This is a genomic window from Paenibacillus sp. FSL H7-0943, assembly GCF_037963265.1.
Taxonomy (GTDB): Bacteria; Bacillota; Bacilli; order Paenibacillales; family Paenibacillaceae; genus Paenibacillus_AQ; species Paenibacillus_AQ odorifer.
Genome location: NZ_CP150148.1, coordinates 4429569 through 4446764, shown reverse-complemented (window position 1 = coordinate 4446764; position 17196 = coordinate 4429569). Strand labels below are relative to the sequence as shown.

20 protein-coding genes are annotated in these 17196 nt (G+C 39.2%); 14 read left to right on the top strand and 6 right to left on the bottom strand.

The features are described from left to right. Window positions 1-93: 93 nt before the first annotated feature. On the bottom strand, window positions 94-993 hold the full coding sequence (locus tag NSQ55_RS19475) for a LysR substrate-binding domain-containing protein (RefSeq protein ID WP_339168627.1): 900 nt from the start codon (window positions 991-993) through the stop codon (window positions 94-96). A gap of 136 nt (window positions 994-1129) precedes the next feature. On the opposite strand from NSQ55_RS19475, the gene NSQ55_RS19470 reads away from it, so the two are divergent. The 8 genes from NSQ55_RS19470 (at window position 1130) to NSQ55_RS19435 (ending at window position 6889) form a co-directional block, all read left to right on the top strand. Continuing rightward, entirely contained in the window at window positions 1130-1441 is a 312-nt protein-coding gene (locus tag NSQ55_RS19470; protein ID WP_339168626.1) for an antibiotic biosynthesis monooxygenase, read from the top strand. Between the two features lie 154 nt (window positions 1442-1595). Next, entirely contained in the window at window positions 1596-2081 is a 486-nt protein-coding gene (locus NSQ55_RS19465; RefSeq protein WP_339168624.1) for a GNAT family N-acetyltransferase, read from the top strand. A 191-nt stretch (window positions 2082-2272) separates the two neighbouring features. After that, a complete protein-coding gene (gene fabZ / locus NSQ55_RS19460) occupies window positions 2273-2713 on the top strand; it encodes a 3-hydroxyacyl-ACP dehydratase FabZ (RefSeq protein ID WP_076127337.1) in 441 nt (146 codons plus the stop codon). Continuing rightward, complete coding sequence (locus NSQ55_RS19455; RefSeq protein WP_076190619.1) at window positions 2710-3309, top strand: chorismate mutase; 600 nt, start codon at window positions 2710-2712, stop codon at window positions 3307-3309. Before fabZ ends, NSQ55_RS19455 begins: the two co-directional genes overlap by 4 nt. Before the next feature lie 688 nt (window positions 3310-3997). After that, window positions 3998-5236, top strand: a complete 1239-nt coding sequence (locus NSQ55_RS19450) for an ATP-binding protein (RefSeq protein ID WP_339168621.1) — start codon at window positions 3998-4000, stop codon at window positions 5234-5236. A gap of 122 nt (window positions 5237-5358) precedes the next feature. Next, window positions 5359-6012: a DUF421 domain-containing protein gene (locus NSQ55_RS19445; protein ID WP_339168619.1), complete on the top strand. Its 654-nt coding sequence runs from the start codon at window positions 5359-5361 to the stop codon at window positions 6010-6012. A gap of 94 nt (window positions 6013-6106) precedes the next feature. After that, complete coding sequence (locus NSQ55_RS19440; protein ID WP_339168617.1) at window positions 6107-6286, top strand: hypothetical protein; 180 nt, start codon at window positions 6107-6109, stop codon at window positions 6284-6286. A gap of 129 nt (window positions 6287-6415) precedes the next feature. Then, window positions 6416-6889: a GNAT family N-acetyltransferase gene (locus NSQ55_RS19435; RefSeq protein ID WP_339168615.1), complete on the top strand. Its 474-nt coding sequence runs from the start codon at window positions 6416-6418 to the stop codon at window positions 6887-6889. A gap of 68 nt (window positions 6890-6957) precedes the next feature. On the opposite strand, the gene NSQ55_RS19430 is transcribed toward NSQ55_RS19435, so the two are convergent. Beyond that, window positions 6958-8367 (bottom strand): MDR family MFS transporter, encoded by a 1410-nt coding sequence (locus NSQ55_RS19430; protein ID WP_339168612.1) that lies wholly within the window; start codon window positions 8365-8367, stop codon window positions 6958-6960. An 88-nt stretch (window positions 8368-8455) separates the two neighbouring features. Next, window positions 8456-8881 carry a MarR family transcriptional regulator gene (locus NSQ55_RS19425; RefSeq protein WP_339168610.1) on the bottom strand — a complete coding sequence of 142 codons (426 nt, stop codon included), beginning with the start codon at window positions 8879-8881 and terminating at the stop codon, window positions 8456-8458. A 266-nt stretch (window positions 8882-9147) separates the two neighbouring features. On the opposite strand from NSQ55_RS19425, the gene NSQ55_RS19420 reads away from it, so the two are divergent. Then, on the top strand, window positions 9148-9228 hold the full coding sequence (locus tag NSQ55_RS19420; protein ID WP_232061537.1) for a YjcZ family sporulation protein: 81 nt from the start codon (window positions 9148-9150) through the stop codon (window positions 9226-9228). Between the two features lie 96 nt (window positions 9229-9324). On the opposite strand, the gene NSQ55_RS19415 is transcribed toward NSQ55_RS19420, so the two are convergent. Together NSQ55_RS19415 and NSQ55_RS19410 are read right to left on the bottom strand one after the other, a co-directional pair. Then, the gene (locus NSQ55_RS19415; RefSeq protein ID WP_076190631.1) at window positions 9325-10380 is read right to left on the bottom strand and encodes an ankyrin repeat domain-containing protein; all 1056 of its coding nucleotides are present in this window, start codon (window positions 10378-10380) and stop codon (window positions 9325-9327) included. Window positions 10381-10674: 294 nt separating this feature from the next. Next, window positions 10675-11565, bottom strand: coding sequence for an AraC family transcriptional regulator (locus NSQ55_RS19410; RefSeq protein WP_076190634.1), 891 nt, complete (start codon window positions 11563-11565; stop codon window positions 10675-10677). A 148-nt stretch (window positions 11566-11713) separates the two neighbouring features. On the opposite strand from NSQ55_RS19410, the gene NSQ55_RS19405 reads away from it, so the two are divergent. Genes NSQ55_RS19405 through NSQ55_RS19395 form a run of 3 tightly spaced genes read left to right on the top strand, consistent with a single transcriptional unit; the run spans window position 11714 to window position 13639 of the window. Continuing rightward, a complete protein-coding gene (locus NSQ55_RS19405) occupies window positions 11714-12619 on the top strand; it encodes a DMT family transporter (RefSeq protein ID WP_076190636.1) in 906 nt (301 codons plus the stop codon). Window positions 12620-12662: 43 nt separating this feature from the next. Continuing rightward, entirely contained in the window at window positions 12663-12995 is a 333-nt protein-coding gene (gene csaA / locus NSQ55_RS19400; protein WP_339168607.1) for a chaperone CsaA, read from the top strand. A 50-nt stretch (window positions 12996-13045) separates the two neighbouring features. Beyond that, window positions 13046-13639, top strand: a complete 594-nt coding sequence (locus tag NSQ55_RS19395) for a hydrolase (protein WP_076127313.1) — start codon at window positions 13046-13048, stop codon at window positions 13637-13639. Between the two features lie 70 nt (window positions 13640-13709). Here the strand turns inward: NSQ55_RS19395 and NSQ55_RS19390 are convergent, their stop codons facing one another. Then, window positions 13710-14522 carry an undecaprenyl-diphosphate phosphatase gene (locus NSQ55_RS19390; RefSeq protein ID WP_036688882.1) on the bottom strand — a complete coding sequence of 271 codons (813 nt, stop codon included), beginning with the start codon at window positions 14520-14522 and terminating at the stop codon, window positions 13710-13712. Window positions 14523-14815: 293 nt separating this feature from the next. On the opposite strand from NSQ55_RS19390, the gene NSQ55_RS19385 reads away from it, so the two are divergent. Together NSQ55_RS19385 and NSQ55_RS19380 are read left to right on the top strand one after the other, a co-directional pair. Then, entirely contained in the window at window positions 14816-15307 is a 492-nt protein-coding gene (locus NSQ55_RS19385; RefSeq protein ID WP_081383226.1) for a GNAT family N-acetyltransferase, read from the top strand. A 372-nt stretch (window positions 15308-15679) separates the two neighbouring features. Further along, complete coding sequence (locus tag NSQ55_RS19380) at window positions 15680-17188, top strand: hypothetical protein (protein WP_339168606.1); 1509 nt, start codon at window positions 15680-15682, stop codon at window positions 17186-17188. Window positions 17189-17196: the final 8 nt, after the last annotated feature.

Genomic DNA, 17196 nt, shown 5'->3' with positions numbered 1-17196 from the left:
CCTGACGCTAACGTTAATGCTGGATCAAAAAAGGGACTACTCTGCGAAGGATAGCCTTAAAGCTTGCCGTTACAGACAGCGTGTTGAGCCATCTCATAAATCACGGTAATGCGGAGGGATGGGCACGTTGGTGATCCATTGTGTTATGAATTCAATTAGTTTTTTTGCCGCTGGAGAGGCATTTTTAATGGAGGCGGCTGCAATACCAATAGAACGATAATACTCGCCTTCCAATGGGCGATAACATACAATGTCGGGGAGATGTGACAAAATCATTTCTGGGAGAATACTTAACCCTAAACCATTTTGTACCATGGCGATTATGGCATGATCATCTTCTAATTCATATTTGATCGTGGGTGTGAGTTTATTTTGCGAGAAAATTCGCTTTACATCGGTGTCACAACCCGCAATGGGCATGATAAAAGGTTCATCAATCAATTGCTCAAGGCGGATGGTTGATTGGCGCTCGAGAGGATGATTCTGCCACATAGTGCAGACCATCCTATCTTTTTGAAGAGGGACCACATGAAAAGCATCTCGAGTAGGCAGATTAACAAATCCCAAGTCAGCGGTTCCATCGGCAATCCATTCTTCTATTTCAGAGTAGTTACCATCAAGTAGTTTTATTTCAATATGTGGAAACTGATTTTGAAATTGTTTAATGATTTGGGGCATCCATTGGATCGATACACTAGAGAAAGTACCTATTTTCACAGTGCCGATTTCGACACCCTTTAATGCAGCTACTTCTTGATTGAGTTTTTCATTAAGTTGGAGGATTTCTCTGATATGTGGGATTAAACGTTCGCCATCGTTGGTTAACCGGATACCCGATCTGTTTCTTATGAGAAGACACAGTCCGAATTCAGCTTCTAAGCTAGAAAGCGCATGACTGATGGCTGATTGTGTTAAATTTAATATCTCTCCTGTTTTGGTAATGCTGCCGATCTCAACTACCTTACTGAAAATTTGATATTTTAAAAGATTCATAATGATTTCTCTCCTCAATAATGTATGAAAAAAATTCATTAAACTAACAATTAATATTCATTATTTTTATCTTAATTATAATAGTATAATCTGTTTTATATAAAAACATCTACGATTAAAGGGGAGTTTGAGCGGAATGGTTCATGAATCAAATGGATCTTATTATGCAGTCATATTTTCAAGTCAACGTACGGACGGGGATAACGGATATAACCTTATGGCTGAAAAAATGGAGCAGCTTGCGTCCGGGCAACCTGGGTTTTTAGGAGTGGAAAGTGTCAGGGATTCTTCAGGAGCGGGTATTACGATTTCTTATTGGGAGAGCTTGGACGCGATTAGGAACTGGAAACAGCATCAATCTCACAAAGTTGCTCAGGAGAAAGGTAAGAAAGAATGGTACCAAAATTACAAAGTGAAAATTTGTAAAGTTGAAAGAGAGTATTCTTGAGTGGTAAAATATTACTGCAAAGTAATTGGGAATCAATCCATTGAAGCGTACAACAACAATCATTTTATTTCAAAAGGATGCGAAGAAACTTATCCGAGAAAATAGAAGAGTCCGTTACTAATTAGATAAAATATAGATATGGGATGGTTTTTAGATGAACTATCAAATTAAAAGGGCGACCCTTGAAGAAAAAGAAATCCTCAACAACCTAATGCAATTTTATATGTATGATTTCTCCGAGTATATGGATTTACACCTTGAAGAAAACGGAAAATTTAATGATTATCCTCTCAATGATTACTGGACAGAGGACTCGAATTTCCCATATCTGTTAACTCTGAATGGGAAAAATGCTGGATTCGTTTTAGTCAAATTAAAAAATAGAGATGATGATTTATACTTTTCCATTGCAGAGTTTTTTATTATAAAAAAGTATCGGAGAGTAGGATTAGGTAGACTAGTTGCAAAAGATATTTTTAATATACATAAGGGGCAATGGGAAGTTTACCAAATAGATAATAACGAGCCCGCACAACGCTTTTGGAAAAAGGTGATAGAGGAATACACTGGCGGAAAATTCACTGAACGAATTGAAGCAGGGAGAAAGACACAGGTGTTTGTTAATCGAGTTGAATCTTAAGCTAGGGTACAATAGATCAATAAAAAGCGGCAGTCGTGGACTTTATTTTCTAGTCCAGGGTTGCCGTTGTTTTTTTAGGATCTCCAGAAGTGATGTTATAGGCCAGTTGTCCGGGTATTTTTGAGTAGTACAAAATCACTTCTAATGTTAAAATTACCCAAAAAGTATTTTAGGAGGCTAAGACGGGAATTATGCTAAATATACAGCAGATTGTAGAACTTATTCCTCATCGGTATCCGTTTATTTTAGTGGACAGAATTATAGAGCTGGAGGAGAACAAAAGAGCAGTAGGTATTAAAAATGTATCCATTAATGAACCGTTTTTTAGCGGCCATTTTCCTGAGCATCCTGTTATGCCGGGTGTTTTAATTGTGGAGGCATTAGCCCAGGTAGGCGGAATCACAATGTGCAAAAACGAGAAGCTGATGGGCAAGATAGGGTTATTAGTTGGCATTGATAATGCCCGTTTTAAGCGCCAAGTAACGCCTGGGGATCAGCTTCTTCTTGAATTCGAAGTCAATCGGATGAAAGGTGAAATTGTAAAAGGCAAAGGCACCGCAACAGTAAATAGTGAGCTTGTATGTGAAGCTGAGATTTCTTTTGCATTTGTGCAAAAAGGAGGTTCAAAATGAAAAGGATGCCGTTTGTACGACCAACCGAACATTACGATCTGCAAATTAAGGATATTGACGAGCAAATATGTGCATTGATCAAGCAACGAAAGGAAATCTCGAATAATAATCCAGGATTCCCACCGTTTGAATCTATCTCTAAATGGGCAGAAAATTATGAGCTCTATGAGGATTTTTTGAAAGCGGTATTTGGGATGTTGCTAAGTGAAGATCATTTTAAACCGATGGTTGAGCCAATTGATTTTAGAAAACATATTGCAGTTCTTAAATCAATTGAGAAAGATGGATTTTTTTATACACTGACCTCTATACGCCAATATAGTAATGCTAGTGTGGTCACCCTTAATATAGATTGGGACATGACAACTGAGCTTCCAACAAATTCTCATAACCATAGCTTTTTCGAGCTGTTTATAGGAGAAGAATATGATAGTCGAATGATGAATGGCGGAAGTTCAACCGGACAAGCTTCTTATAATTACGTAATTTCTCCACCGCTTTCTGACGATCCTTCAGGTGTTATATTAGAGTTCAGGGAACATGGTAAACCCTTCAAGAACAATGAGACAGGAAATCAAATTGTTTTTAGGCTGTAGTACTTATTTCTTCTCCGGAAAATATTGCTTATAGCTGTCTCCATTGCTATTATCAAAAGTGGAGATCCGAGCGAAGTTAGTTTGACTCCGCTCTATATCACAGTTAACGGATTTTTAGTGAAATAAAAACTGGCCATCCTGAGGGGATGGCTGTTTTCTGTGAAAGACAACTTAATGATTCATTTCCGAATGCGTTCCTTCCTCAGGAGATTTGCCTTCTGGTGGGATCCAAACGGGACGAATCGCAAAGGATAAAAGCAAAAGTAATGTTAATATAGAGGCTACGATTAAACCGAGTTTTCTAATCCTCGTAGGTGAAACTAATACTATAACAAAAATGACAAGGACAAACCCAACCGACGTTACAATTTCGATTACGGTTATGGGATGTAAAGGTGGCAGCTCTAGATTTATGAGCCCTTAAAAACTACGAAGGTACAGTTTACAATTTAGATATTCAGGAATACGAAAATTGATGACCCCACACAGACTTCACATGTCTGTATTTTTTTGCTAATTGTGGTTCTATAGTATGATTTTTTGGGATTATTTGAAAAATGGTTGAGAAATACATAGTGTATAGTCAATACTGTGACTTATAATGTTAGCTTAGGTAATGATCTAAAACTCTTAATATAACCTTGAATATATTCATTTACGCAGTAAAAGGCTGAAAGGAAGTCATCTCTTGTTTGAAACCCTACTTTTAAATTTTTTGTTTTTGCTTTTTCCAGTATTAACATTTCTAATATTCTTTGAGAATCGGGCCTATTCCTACAATAGATTGATTCTCGTTTTTATGTCTGCAGTGACCATGAGTCTCTGTATTGCAAAACCTATCAGACTTGAAATTGGCTATATTTTTGATTTGAGGTACATTCCGTTTATTATTGTGGCACTGTTTGGAGGATATAGGAACGTTCTTCCTCTATATATTATTTTGAATGCTTACAGATTCTATGTGGGTGGAGGTGGAGTATTTTATTCGTTTCTATTTGCGACAGCGATTCTGATTTTGGTGCCGTTATATAAAAATAGATTTTTAAAATTACCATCGAAGGGCCGTGTGATTGCGGCAAGTCTGATTGCTTTGCTAATTATGGGGGTTTATCTGTTAATTTTAGGTTTTGTTCAGGATTCTTTAGACAGGCAATTTTGGATTCTTTCATTAAATGCGTTGACAACTCATGTTGGGGTGATGAGTGTCATTATGATTTTGATTGAGAAAATTATCTCCAATATTAAAAATCGGGAACGGATTGTCCAATCGGAAAGATTAAATGTCGTCAGCGAGCTAGCGGCAAGTGTATCCCATGAAATCAGAAATCCACTTACAGTGACTAGTGGTTTTTTGCAGCTATTAAATAAATCTAAAACGATGACGCCAGAGGAAAAGGGCTTTGTAGAGTTATCTCTACAAGAGCTACAGCGAGCAGAAAAAATTGTAAGTGATTATCTCTCCTTTGCCAAGCCACAATCTGAAAACATGGTTTACTCCAATATGAAGGCAGAATCAGAATATACTAAAAATATCATAATGCCTTATGCCACTATGCACAAAGTAGATGTCCAATTTAGTTTTAATAATTCGTTAAATAAAAACTATGACCGAAACCAGATTCAGCAGTGTCTAATTAATTTATATAAAAACGGTATAGAAGCGATGAAGGAAACCGATGGCGGTACGCTATTTATCGATATATTTGAAAAAAAACAAAATATTATGATCAGTATCAAAGATAACGGAGTCGGCATGACTAAAGATGAAATATCGCGACTCGGTAAGCCGTATTATTCCACTAAAGCAGAAGGAACGGGGCTGGGTATGCTTATGGTCTACAGTACCGTCGATAAAGTGAAAGGAACTATTGAAGTCGATAGTGAAAAAGGCAAAGGGACAACGTTCCTTATAAATATCCCAACATAGGCAAGTTGCAGAGAGTATCCTTTGCTGTTTATACCCCACTAGGAGTGTGTAATACCTCTCATGAATGGATTTCGTGTAAAAAGGGTAACGAGCCTGTGCGAGTCCCATCTGGAGGTGCAGCAATGGAGATATTTGTATCTATAGGCGTCAAATTGGTCATCAGCTTTTTTGGTTTGTGGATCATTACCTTTATTACCGGCCGCAAGACGCTTAGTCAATTGACACCACTCGATTTTCTGTCTTCATTGATTTTAAGTGAAATTGTCGGCAATACGATATATGATGATGAGGTGAAGATCTGGCATCTGCTGTTTGCTCTTTTTATTTGGACCGCATTATCTTATCTGTTCGAAAAGGTGACCACCTATTTTGTGAAATTCGGGAACATGGCGGAAGGCCGGACAGTGCTGCTAATTGACGATGGCAAAGTGAATCAGGATTTGTTGGAGAAATACGATATTGAGTATACCCAACTGCTGTTCATGCTGAGGCAACAAAATATCTTTTCCCTAAGTGAAGTACGGTATGCTCTGCTTGAAACGAACGGCTCTCTATCGGTTATGCGCAAGTCTGAAGCTGAGCAGTCTTCTGCTTTTTCCATAACAGTTATTGATAAAGGCAGGGTACTGGAAGAGTCCATGCGGGGCAGATCGATGAACAAGGAGCAGATTCAGGAACGCGTCAGAGAGCAGGGTTATAATTGCATTGAGGATATTGCCTATGCTGAATATAAAGAAGACGGAACGCTCTATATCCTTCCCAAAAACAAACCATAAATCAACATGATGAGACGCTGGAGCCGGGAGGCTCAAGTGTCTTTATTTGAAATCAGGAGTGCCTAGTGAATAATAAATTTTAATGGAGGTAAGGATGATTAGTTTAGGATTATGGATCTTAACCGCTCTAATTGTGCTAGTTGTTGTAATGTTTCACGCAGGAGCATTATTAGATTTTATCCGGCCTAGTGTGCTACAAACTCAAATTTTTGGTCTTCACATTACATTGTTTGGAGTAGTTGTGATATTGGCCTATGAGGTCGTCGCGGGATAGGCGTTTTTATTGGATTAATTGGACTGTTTACGGGGATCTTGGGCTCTTTTAGAGATTTCTCTAAACCGGAGGATAAAAAGAATATCTGACAGCTTATATATTTACTAACTTTCGGAGGGGTATAACTTTATGGAGATTTCTTTATGTAAAGCAGACGCGAGCGACGCAGAGTTTATTCATGAAATGCAAGTAAAAGCCTTTATGCCATTGCTGGAGAAATATAAAGATTATGAAACCAGCCCAGCCAATGAATCTGTGGAACAAATCAGGGATCGAATTAATCAGTCTTTTGCAGATTATTATATGATTAAGTATTTTGATATTGCTGTGGGCGGTGTCCGTATCGTTAAAAAGGATAATAAAGCTTATCGGGTCAGCATCATCTTTATATTGCCAGAACATCATGGGAAGGGGATTGCCCAGCAGGTTTTTGCAATGATTGAACAGAGATATAAAGATGCAAAGAAATGGGAGCTGGATAGTATTATACAGGAGCAAAGGAATTGCTATTTATATGAAAAGTTAGGGTATAGAAGCACGGGGGAAACCCAAAAAATAAATGACAACTTAACATTAGTTTTTTATGAAAAACATATGAGTTAAAGCCTTAGGGTTATACTTAAAAAAAAGACAGCGGGCAGTTCATGTCCACTGTCTTTTTCACATACAAATCAATACACTCGAATACGCTTCACAAATAACGATATAATCAATCCAATACCTGCAATTGCTGCGATAAATAAGTAAGCATGTGTAATTCCAGCGGTTAATATTTCAGGCTGTGCAGCGGTTGGATGTGTGTTTGCGAATCGTGTTTGTCCGCTAGACATTAGCGTAACAGCGAACGTTGTACCAAGAGCACCTGCAATTTGCTGAAGTGTACTCATAACAGCAGCCCCATCCGGATAGTATTTCACGGGTAATTGATTTAACCCATTGGTTTGAGCGGGCATAATGACCATAGCTAATCCGATAAACATTGCGCAGTGTATTAAAATAAAGGTTAGGCTACTGGTTTCAGTAGAGTTTCTTGTAAATAGAAAACCAGCAATGGTTGCGATAAAAAATCCAAGCGGCAGCAATAATTTCGGACCGTATTTATCGAATACTCTACCCGTAACTGGAGCCATAGCCCCGTTAATAACACTGCCTGGAAGAAGTAGAGTACCAGCCATTGTGGCCGATAACAATAAACCTCCTTTTAAATATAAAGGTAATAAAATTGCAGAAGATAAAATGATCATCATTCCTAAAAAGAGCATTATAAGACCTATCGTAAACATGGGATATTTAAATACCCGTAAATTCAGCATTGGGGTTTCCAATTTAAATTGCCGTAATACAAACAAGATTAAGCTGATGAAACCAACAATAAGAGGCAGCAAAACAATGATTTCACTCAAAGAATGATCAGCAAAGTTACTAAAACCAAAGACGATTCCACCAAATCCAAAAGTAGAAAGCAAGATGGATAAAATATCTATTTTAGGTTTTGTGATGTTGGCTACATTTTTAATGAATGTTAATCCGAAACCTGATGTAAATAACAATAAAGGTAAGCTTATCCAAAAGATATACTCCCACCCAAAATGATCTACAATTAAACCAGATAGAGTAGGCCCAAGTGCCGGTGCACACATAATAACGAGCCCCATCATTCCCATGACAGTTCCGCGTTTATGTGCAGGAAAAATAATAAGAATAATATTGGTCATTAATGGAAGCAATAAGCCTGTCCCTAAGGCTTGCACTAATCGTGCAATTAATAATGAGGTGAAATTAGGCGAGAGGGCAGCAATTAATGTACCGACGATAGATAATAGCAAGGAAGCTGTGAATAATTGTCTAGTGGTAAACCATTGCATTAATAGGGCGGATATTGGAACGAGGATACCTAATACAAGTAAATATCCTGTGGTTAGCCACTGAACCGTTGAGGCGTTGATTGAAAATTCATCCATTAAATTTGTAAAAGCCATGTTTAAGGCGGTTTCACTAAATAGCCCGACGAATGCACCTAACATAAGCGAGAAGGCCATGAGGGCTGGACGTTTAACTTGAACAGTTGATGATGATTCCATAATAATGATGAACCTCTTTTCAGAATTTTGATTCGTATTATTTTTGCATGATAGATGATATATCAACTATATGGGGGAGAGAAATGCTTTAAGCACTTCTTACATTATTCAGCACATGTGTTAGCAAAGTCTTTAACGTTGAGTAATCTGAAGCAGATAATCCTGACTCGATAATTTCGTTTAAATTGACCGTCACCTCATTTATAGTATTCTCTAATTTCCGTCCTTCTTCTGTTACATATACATTTACCGCTCGGCGATCTTGCGCACTTGTTACTTTGTGTATGTAACCTTTGCTCTCTAAGCTGGCGATCATTCGGGCAACACTGGCTTTGTCCTTACCAAGATTAGCAGCAATCTCGTTCTGAGATAGACCTTCTTTATCAAGCATCAGAGCCATAAGTAGATGCTGTTCAGGTGCAAGTCGAAAAGGAGCAAGTAACTTTGTTAAATAATTTGCTATTTCTAAATGCAAATCTCGAATGACCAAACCTAAAGGTTCTCTTGAATCCATATGATCTCTCCTAATTGAAGAATAGATGATATATCAACGTTATTGATTTGTCTATATTAGCATAAAGTTATGTATGCTTGTCAAGTTAAAGAAAATGAATTGAATCATAGACTTAGATACAAGCGGCAAAGTTGTTTAATGCCCAATCACTTGATGATACATAGTCATATGCTGTTGTGAAATTTGAAAAAATTAATTAGGGAGGGATTTAAATGGGGTATAACTGTGTTGGGGGCGTTCAAGAACAAAAAAAGGCTCCAGTTTGTATTAATCCTTGGACATCAACGGGTACGATTCTTGTGCTTTACATTCTTCTCGTCATTATCCTTAAAACTTGTTGGATCTAGAATTCATGTAAATTGATGCCCCAAAGTTTTTTTCTTCGGGGCGTTTCTTTGTTTTCTTTAGTTAGATAATAGACACGTTAAGGATTCAGGATAGACTTAACGGGAATAATCGGGTTGTGTCATAGAAATAGGCTGAGGATTGGCAAGTACCCATTGCACCGCCAGCTCGCATAATCTGGCTGGTTGCTCATTGCCAGCGATGTTGCGGAACCGTTTGGCGAGTGATGTTGCCTCTTGAAGAAGGACGGGCTCTAAAGGCGTTCCCGTGCTAAAATGCCGTATCAGTGCATCCAGCATTTTACGGTAATCGGCATCCCAGTTTCCTCCGCCATTATTAAGGATTTCATGAGACACCCGCCCTGTGATGCGGATAACCTCACCCTGCACCGTTGTCGCGTGTCCTGAAGCAGGGACGAGAAAATCCCACAGCTCTTGGTGCTGTGCGGGCCATGCGGTTGCCGTTACCTCGATAGGAGAGATTCCATCATGTCTCTGCAGTTTCGCTATAGGCTCGACATCAAATTGCCGGTACAGCTCCAGGAGAGCATTTGCAGTTTCATCCAGTCGATCTTTATTGTAATTTGTTCTGACGAATTCAAAATCCTTGCCGATACGCCGCACGGATTCCTTCATCTCCGGCGTGATTACTGCTCCTGCATCCAGCATAATTCGCGAGATTTCTGCCATGTGAACTATATCGATATTCCGGCATTGTAATAATCCTTTGGCGAGAGGTGTGTTTTTCCGGTTATTTTCTGCATGGACATTTGCGCCGCGTACCACCAGATCACGCACTACTTTTGTTTTGTAAGAAGCAGCTGCTGAGTGCAGCGGTGTCTCATTCTGGTAATCCAGAGCTTCCATATCTGCACCTAGTTCAAGGAGTAAGGGGACATTTCCGGACCAGGTTGCAGCCTGAGCATGAAGAGGGGTACGCTTATAGTTGTCGGCAGCGTTGATGTCAGCACCCTGCTCCACAAGCCAGGAAACCATCTCATCCGGTATTTGCCGGAAGCTGAGGGCGGTACCTTTGCTGTAACCCCCACGGGCATCCCATTCGCATAGCTCAAATACCTCTTTTAAGGCAGATATATCATTCGTTTTAACCAGCTCGGCAAAATTGGCGGGTAATGTTTTTTTCTTTTTGCCCATCTCATTTTTCCGCTCCTTTATTAATAGATAAATAGCAGATAACTTCTTGCAAGTTTATCATATAGTAGAATTGAACACTAATTCATGCAGGACGAAAAGGTTGAAGATATAAACGTAACTTTATTGGAAAAGAGTGGGATATCGTTTATATGGCGTTCCCGAAATCATAGACTATTAGAAAATGAAAACATTAAGCTTGTGTCTTGGAAATATATTCGAGATTTACGAAGGGCATCGAAATTACGCTAACACAAGGCAGTCAGACAAAGCGATCGACTCTGCTTTTGTTGTTTTTTAAGTTCGTTCATTTCTAATTTTTCTGAACTCCTTAGGAGTTATGTTTAAGTGTTTTTTAAAAGACTGGATAAAGTGATTTGCGTTATTGAAACCAACTCGCTGTGCGATTTCAGTTATCGTGTAGTCAGTTGCTATTAACAAATCACAGCTTTTATTAATGCGATATTTAATTAAGTAGAAATACGGAGTCATATGGATACTTTTCTTAAAACCTCGAGTGCACTCCGATACACTTAGATGTGCTGTATCTGCTATTTCCTTCAATGTCAAATTATTAGAATAGTTTTTGTGAATAAAACTAAGCATTAATTGTAGTCTCTCTTGCTGGAGTCTGTTATATTTAGACGATTCCTCAGAGGATAGAGAAAAATTTGATATAAGGATTAACCATAACTGGACTGTTTTGATAGAAACTTCGTACTCCCATCCCCATTTTTTTTTCGATTCAAATTCTTTTTTCATAGCCCAAAGAATTTGTAGGATTTGATTATGCCAGTCCTTATCTCCTTTGATTTCTAAACTTAACAAGAATGAATTGGTATACGGAAGTACATACTTTTTTTCCATTGCACTATCAGAATAAAAAGCAAGTAACTTCTCTGGGAAGTTAAAACTAACATATTCACCCTCTTGGTTAAGGTATGTAACAATATGAAGTACGCTCTTATTAATAAAGATGGCCTGACCTGCTTCTAAATCATAATTGATTCCGTTGACTTGTATGGTTAGTTTCCCTTTGGTCACTAAAGTAATTTGTAGTTCTTGGTGCCAATGTAGATCGTTAACCCCTCTGCCATTAGGAATAGATTCATAATTGGTATGAGTGTACATGATGTATGGAAATGCATCATTAGGAAATTGAATGGCTTCGTGTAATTGCTTTTTCAAAGTGCTTATTCTCCTTATTTGACGATATTTCAATATAAATTAAAGATATAGTTGCACAATATTGATCTTGGCGGTGATATTATTATATCCAGCCTAGACTTATCATACAATTCTGTGCACAGGGATTGTCACACATTTTGGAGGAACTATGGCTAGTTCAAATAAACCGCCTATACTATTGCATCCGTTTATTCTGTTATTTATCAGTATTTTGTCCGTTTCTATCTCTTCAATCATGATTAAACTTTCAGATACACCTACTTCAGTGGCCGGGATGTATAGATTGTTTATTTCTGTAATCATCATGCTCTGTTTTACATCTGGGAAAATGGCTCGTTCTACTGAGATGAATAAAAAAGATTGGGTCATCGTTATTTTATCCGGCCTATTTCTAGGGTTACACTTTTTATTCTGGATGGAATCATTGGTCTATACTTCAGTTGCAAGCTCCATGGTGATCTTATCGTTACAGCCGCTATTTGTTATGATGGGGTCTTACTTTTTATTCAAAGAACATGTTAACCTGCTAAGCGTTTTTTGCCTGATTGTTGCTCTTTTAGGTTCGATTGTTATTGCATGGGGAGACATATGGGTTTCGAAAGATGCATTAATTGGCGATGGTTTATCGTTAATTGGCACATTCTTTGCTTCAGTCTATCTGTTGGCCGGGCAAAAAGTAAGCGGCAAAATCAATGCAAGTATATACAGCATTTTCGTTTTTTTTATTGGTGGTACTGTTATGCTCGTGTACAATTTGATAAATAATGTCTCATTAATTAATTATGCTTCATCAGATTGGATTTATTTTTTGCTTCTTGCAATAATTCCAACTATTTTTGGTCAATACATCTTTAACCTTTTGTTAAAGTCGATTGGAGCAACTACTGTCTCGGTTGGGATTATTGGTGAGCCTGTTCTTGCTATAGTCCTTGCATATCTATTATTAGGGGAAACTATATCATTATTCCAGTTTTTAGGTGGCATAATAACCTTACTCGGTATGGGAATGTATTTTTGGTCGAAATCTTTAAAGTACAACATTCAAAATAAGTGAATGAGTAGTTGGAAAATGTTTTAGCTAAATAGGGGGATGGCAAATGGTAACTATTGATGATTTTTTAAAACTTGATGTTCGTGTTGGAACAATTATTAAAGCGGAGTTTTTTGCAAAAGCAAAAATACCTGCGATTAAACTCCTAATTGATTTTGGACCAGATATCGGAAGCAAAACATCAAGTGCACAGATTACTAAACGATATAAGGCCGAAGAGATTGTAGGGCAACAAATCATTGGGGTAGTTAACTTTTCTGCTCGAAATATTGCGGGTTTCCAATCAGAAGTATTAGTTCTTGGAGGAATACCGGATAAAGGGGATGTGGTTCTCTTGAAGCCAGATATTAAATTACCTAATGGGACACCTATTGGGTAATATAGGGTAATTGTAGTATACAAAAATTGATAGTAATCGGAGAGAAGACAATGGAAGAATTAACAAGCTTAGCATCTGAAAGTATTGAGGCAAGTAAAACGGCGCTAGTCGTGATCGACTTGCAGCAGGGAATTGTCCACAGTCCAAAGCAGGGGCCGCATACAAGTGCTCAGGTGGTTGAGAATGCCAGCAAATTAGCCCAATCCTTTACGGAGAAAGGAGGATTTGTTGTTCTGGTGAGGGTGTCATGGCTAGATGGGCAAGATATGCTTAAACCTAAAACTGATTTGAAAATGAATTCCGTGACCTATCCAGAAGGTTGGGACGACATCGTACCAGAATTAGCGAATATCAAAAATGCACATCTGATTACCAAACGGCAGTGGGGGGCATTTTTCGGTACTGATCTTGATTTGCAGTTACGACGCCGCGGAATAGACACGATCGTATTATGTGGTATTTCTACCTCGATTGGTGTGGATACTACTGCTAGAGAAGCTTATCAGCTTGGTTATCATCAAGTTTTTGTAGAAGATGCTATGACCGCGATGGCTAAAGAAGAACATGATTATGTATGCAAAACTATCTTCCCTCGCATAGGTAAGATCCGGTCGAGCGATGAAGTAATATCCATGTTGAAATAGTACAAAAAAACCTCATGCTCTCTCTGTGATCTCAGAGATTGTCATGAGGTTTTTTAATTGAAGTTATGTCTTACATAAAGATGAGGAGAAGTATCCCAGCTAAGAAGCAGTAATAAGAGAAATACTTCAAATTACCTTTAGCCATAATCCCCATAAACCAACGCATGGAGAAATAAGTGACGATAAGTGTAGTAATAAATGCAATCAAGTATGGAATGGCTAGCTGCGAGCGGTTAGGATCGTGGGCAATATCAGATGCGCCCATAACGAGTCCGCCCAAACTGACAGGAATATAAAGCATAAAAGAAAAGCGTAAAGCAGTTTCTTGCTTCATTCCCACAGCGATGGAAGAGATGACAGTTGCACCAGAACGGCTTATCCCAGGAATAAGGGCGACTGCTTGGGCAAGTCCGACTATAACTGCATCCTTCGCTTTTAAGTCACCATCTTGTTTACGTCCGCGAAGGTTACGGATCAACCATAAAGCTACCCCTGTAACAAGCAAGGCGATGGATACGGTATGAACCGACGAGAAGATATCCTCAATCTGATCCTTGAAGAGTAAGGCAACAATTACCGCAGGCAAGGTACCGATGATGATGTACAAAGAGAAGAGGAAATCCGACTTATATTCCTCTTTGCGGGTCAGAATAAATTGAACGAATCCAGTGATCAATCTTCCGATATCTTTGCGGAAAATAAAACAAATCGCAATTAGTGAAGCCGTATTTGTTAAAATTTCAAATGATAGCCCATTTTGTTTTAAGCCTAGCAATTTCTGTGCGATGATCAAATGGCCGCTCGAAGAGACGGGGATTGGCTCAGTTGCCCCTTGAACAAACCCTAGAAACAAGTATTTAAGCCACAGTATAATATCTTCCATTTTACCTCCCAGTATTTTTGTAATCTTTTCAATCATATCGTATTCAATAAAGAAATGACAATAGAACCATCGTGCCATATTCAATTGGACGAGTTATACTAATTCATAAGACTATTAAATGAGGTGGAACTATTTGTAGTACATTACTAAAAATTCAGCAGCATGATATTCCAAGAGCAGCCAGTGTTCTGGCCGAAGCATTTGCCAAAAATGATCCGTTATATCAGCATATCTTGCCTGATGAATCAACCCGATTACGCGTGTTGAATATTTTTTTTCATCGTTACATTGAGATGTTGTATCCATATTCGGATTTACTAACGACTTCTACTAACTTTGAAGCAGTGGCTTTAGTGTTCCATTCGGAGCGTCAGACAGGGACAGTGATTTCGAACGTCAGGTATATGAAACAGATAGTCCTTGCGATAATTAAGTCATTGCCGATTTGCCGAATCATTGGGGTGCGAGGATTTATACGTGGTTTATCTATTTTGTGTAGTATGAGTTCCTTGTGGTTATCAATGTTTGGGGATCAGAAGTATAAACATTTGGATATGCTTGCAGTGCAGGATCAATATCGAGGTCAAGGATATGTATCAAAAATCATGACACCGCTACTCGCGGAATGTCGTATGAGCAATACGTTATGTACGTTAGAGACACAGACACCGAGCAATTTGCCCGTTTATGAGCATTATCAGTTCCGTACGGTTAAGGTCATTCCTCTACCTAATAGCACACTTGAGCAGTATTGTATGGCGTTTACGCCAGGAGTTGCCGAGTAGTTAATAAAAAAGGGCGGTCCCATTCAGCCATTTCATGGTTTTTGGGGCTGTCTTTTTTTTGCGGAGTCTATAAGGGTTAATGAAGCTTCAACAGAAAAATCAGGGAATTTCTCCCTGTAATTCTGCGATCTTTTGTCATCCGGCTAGAATCAATTATTTTGTTTAACAAAAATAGCATAACCTTTGTAGGATTGTTATAATAGAAACATATATTCCCGTGCTTCAGAACCCTATACAGGATGTATAGGGGTTTTATTTCTTTTAGTGAGGGTGATCGAGAACAAGTATGGGGTTGTCCGTACAGGGAAAAGAGGATCGGAGAGTTCCGCAGGAAATTTTAAATTATGAAGTGATGGCGAGGTTAGCAGAAAGATGAATTGGTCGGATTTTGGCGAACGAAACAAACGATTGAATCCCCTGTGGAATTTGGGGGCTGGCATGAACCTTGGCGAAATCCAACCTTACAAAGAAATGGTATCTTTAAGCGTTCTGCTGCAAGTCTATTATCTGGAGCTAGAATCGAATGAGAGAAGATCCAAAGAGGATATTATTGAGCTTACTTGGACTGCGCTGGAACGTTTTAATATCGCCAATCTTGGGACTACCGAATCCGTAGAGCGTCTCGTGGACGGTTTATTGTGGAGCGGGAATGGTGGGGATTTCGAATCCTTTTTCTATGATGATGTGACCCGGCAAATGTCCGTGCAGAAATATAAGTATTTCACGGTGGACGAGGATGCGACTCGCAGCAGTTGGGAAGAGAACGGCAGAACCATCTATCGTCTCTCTGAATATGCAATGGAGCTCATTTTTATGAGCCATGAGATTATTGATGAATTTCAGATCAGCATCAAACTGCTCGAGATTCAAATGCATATAAAGCATGGGCGCGTAACTCGGGCTCTTCAGGATGTTAATGAACTGATCTCCCGTGTCCGCAAGATGACCCAGCAACAGCAAGAATACCGCAATGCGTTACGCCGCAATCCGAAGCATATTTTTAGTGAATTCGGAGTAGCTCGGCATCAGCGACTCGAAGAGATTCATCATCAGTTCGAGGAGGAACGCAAACATTTTGACAGTATTCACCGTTCTCTGGCCCGGCTGGCCAATGATGAGAAAGACGTGATCGACTTCAATGAGATCCGTATTCTCTCTGAACGAGTCGAGCTTTCTAGGCGTGTACACGATGAGCTGGCTGAGGTAGTATTGAATATTTTTGAGATGGAGACCAATTTAAGGTTGAACTTCCCTGAATTATTCTGGGGAGCAGCCGGGTTTAACTTCCGTACACATGTATGGGAGGAATGGGTGAAAGAAGAGGGTCTGCCAAGCGGTGACAGTCTTGAACTGCTGCTCAGCGGATTATTCGCTCCGAATCAGGACTTCGTTTATCCGCTTCCTTGGGCTTGGGAGGAACAAGAGGTAGGGTTTATCCCCGACTTAGTGATGGATGATTTCGAAGATGAGGTGGACACAGAGCCTGTTCAATATATTCCTAAAGGTATTCCATGGGCAAAAGTAGTAGAGCTGTGGCAGCCGGTTTTTGCTGCCTTGGCTGAGCAGGGAAGCTTTACCTTTACTGCAGACGCTTTTTCCGCCGAAGAACTAACAGGGTGGGCAAACACACCGGATGCTGTTGATCTGTGGGTGCAGTTTTTTCATACAGATATTTTAGTGCAGGAACAGGCACCAAAAGGTGGTAGCGGCGTTTCTGATGAATGCCAACAGCTAATCCAATATGTGCTTGCGGAAGATCTTCTGTTGGAGAGTTTACGCGGCAAAACGCTGCGGACGAGCATTGCTCCAGAACCAGCCTCAAGGGTACGGTGTCCTGGTCTGGATATGAGTCCATATATGATTACGATCGTGGAGAGGTGAGAAGTTAC

Excerpts from the sequence above, each read along its gene's own strand:
- NSQ55_RS19475 (WP_339168627.1), bottom strand. The coding sequence starts at position 993 with ATGAATCTTTTAAAATATCAAATTTTCAGTAAGGTAGTTGAGATCGGC.
- NSQ55_RS19470 (WP_339168626.1), top strand. The coding sequence starts at position 1,130 with ATGGTTCATGAATCAAATGGATCTTATTATGCAGTCATATTTTCAAGT.
- NSQ55_RS19465 (WP_339168624.1), top strand. The coding sequence starts at position 1,596 with ATGAACTATCAAATTAAAAGGGCGACCCTTGAAGAAAAAGAAATCCTC.
- fabZ (WP_076127337.1), top strand. The coding sequence starts at position 2,273 with ATGCTAAATATACAGCAGATTGTAGAACTTATTCCTCATCGGTATCCG.
- NSQ55_RS19455 (WP_076190619.1), top strand. The coding sequence starts at position 2,710 with ATGAAAAGGATGCCGTTTGTACGACCAACCGAACATTACGATCTGCAA.
- NSQ55_RS19445 (WP_339168619.1), top strand. The coding sequence starts at position 5,359 with ATGGAGATATTTGTATCTATAGGCGTCAAATTGGTCATCAGCTTTTTT.
- NSQ55_RS19440 (WP_339168617.1), top strand. The coding sequence starts at position 6,107 with ATGATTAGTTTAGGATTATGGATCTTAACCGCTCTAATTGTGCTAGTT.
- NSQ55_RS19435 (WP_339168615.1), top strand. The coding sequence starts at position 6,416 with ATGGAGATTTCTTTATGTAAAGCAGACGCGAGCGACGCAGAGTTTATT.
- NSQ55_RS19430 (WP_339168612.1), bottom strand. The coding sequence starts at position 8,367 with ATGGAATCATCATCAACTGTTCAAGTTAAACGTCCAGCCCTCATGGCC.
- NSQ55_RS19425 (WP_339168610.1), bottom strand. The coding sequence starts at position 8,881 with ATGGATTCAAGAGAACCTTTAGGTTTGGTCATTCGAGATTTGCATTTA.
- NSQ55_RS19415 (WP_076190631.1), bottom strand. The coding sequence starts at position 10,380 with ATGGGCAAAAAGAAAAAAACATTACCCGCCAATTTTGCCGAGCTGGTT.
- NSQ55_RS19405 (WP_076190636.1), top strand. The coding sequence starts at position 11,714 with ATGGCTAGTTCAAATAAACCGCCTATACTATTGCATCCGTTTATTCTG.
- csaA (WP_339168607.1), top strand. The coding sequence starts at position 12,663 with ATGGTAACTATTGATGATTTTTTAAAACTTGATGTTCGTGTTGGAACA.
- NSQ55_RS19395 (WP_076127313.1), top strand. The coding sequence starts at position 13,046 with ATGGAAGAATTAACAAGCTTAGCATCTGAAAGTATTGAGGCAAGTAAA.
- NSQ55_RS19390 (WP_036688882.1), bottom strand. The coding sequence starts at position 14,522 with ATGGAAGATATTATACTGTGGCTTAAATACTTGTTTCTAGGGTTTGTT.
- NSQ55_RS19385 (WP_081383226.1), top strand. The coding sequence starts at position 14,816 with ATGTTGTATCCATATTCGGATTTACTAACGACTTCTACTAACTTTGAA.
- NSQ55_RS19380 (WP_339168606.1), top strand. The coding sequence starts at position 15,680 with ATGAATTGGTCGGATTTTGGCGAACGAAACAAACGATTGAATCCCCTG.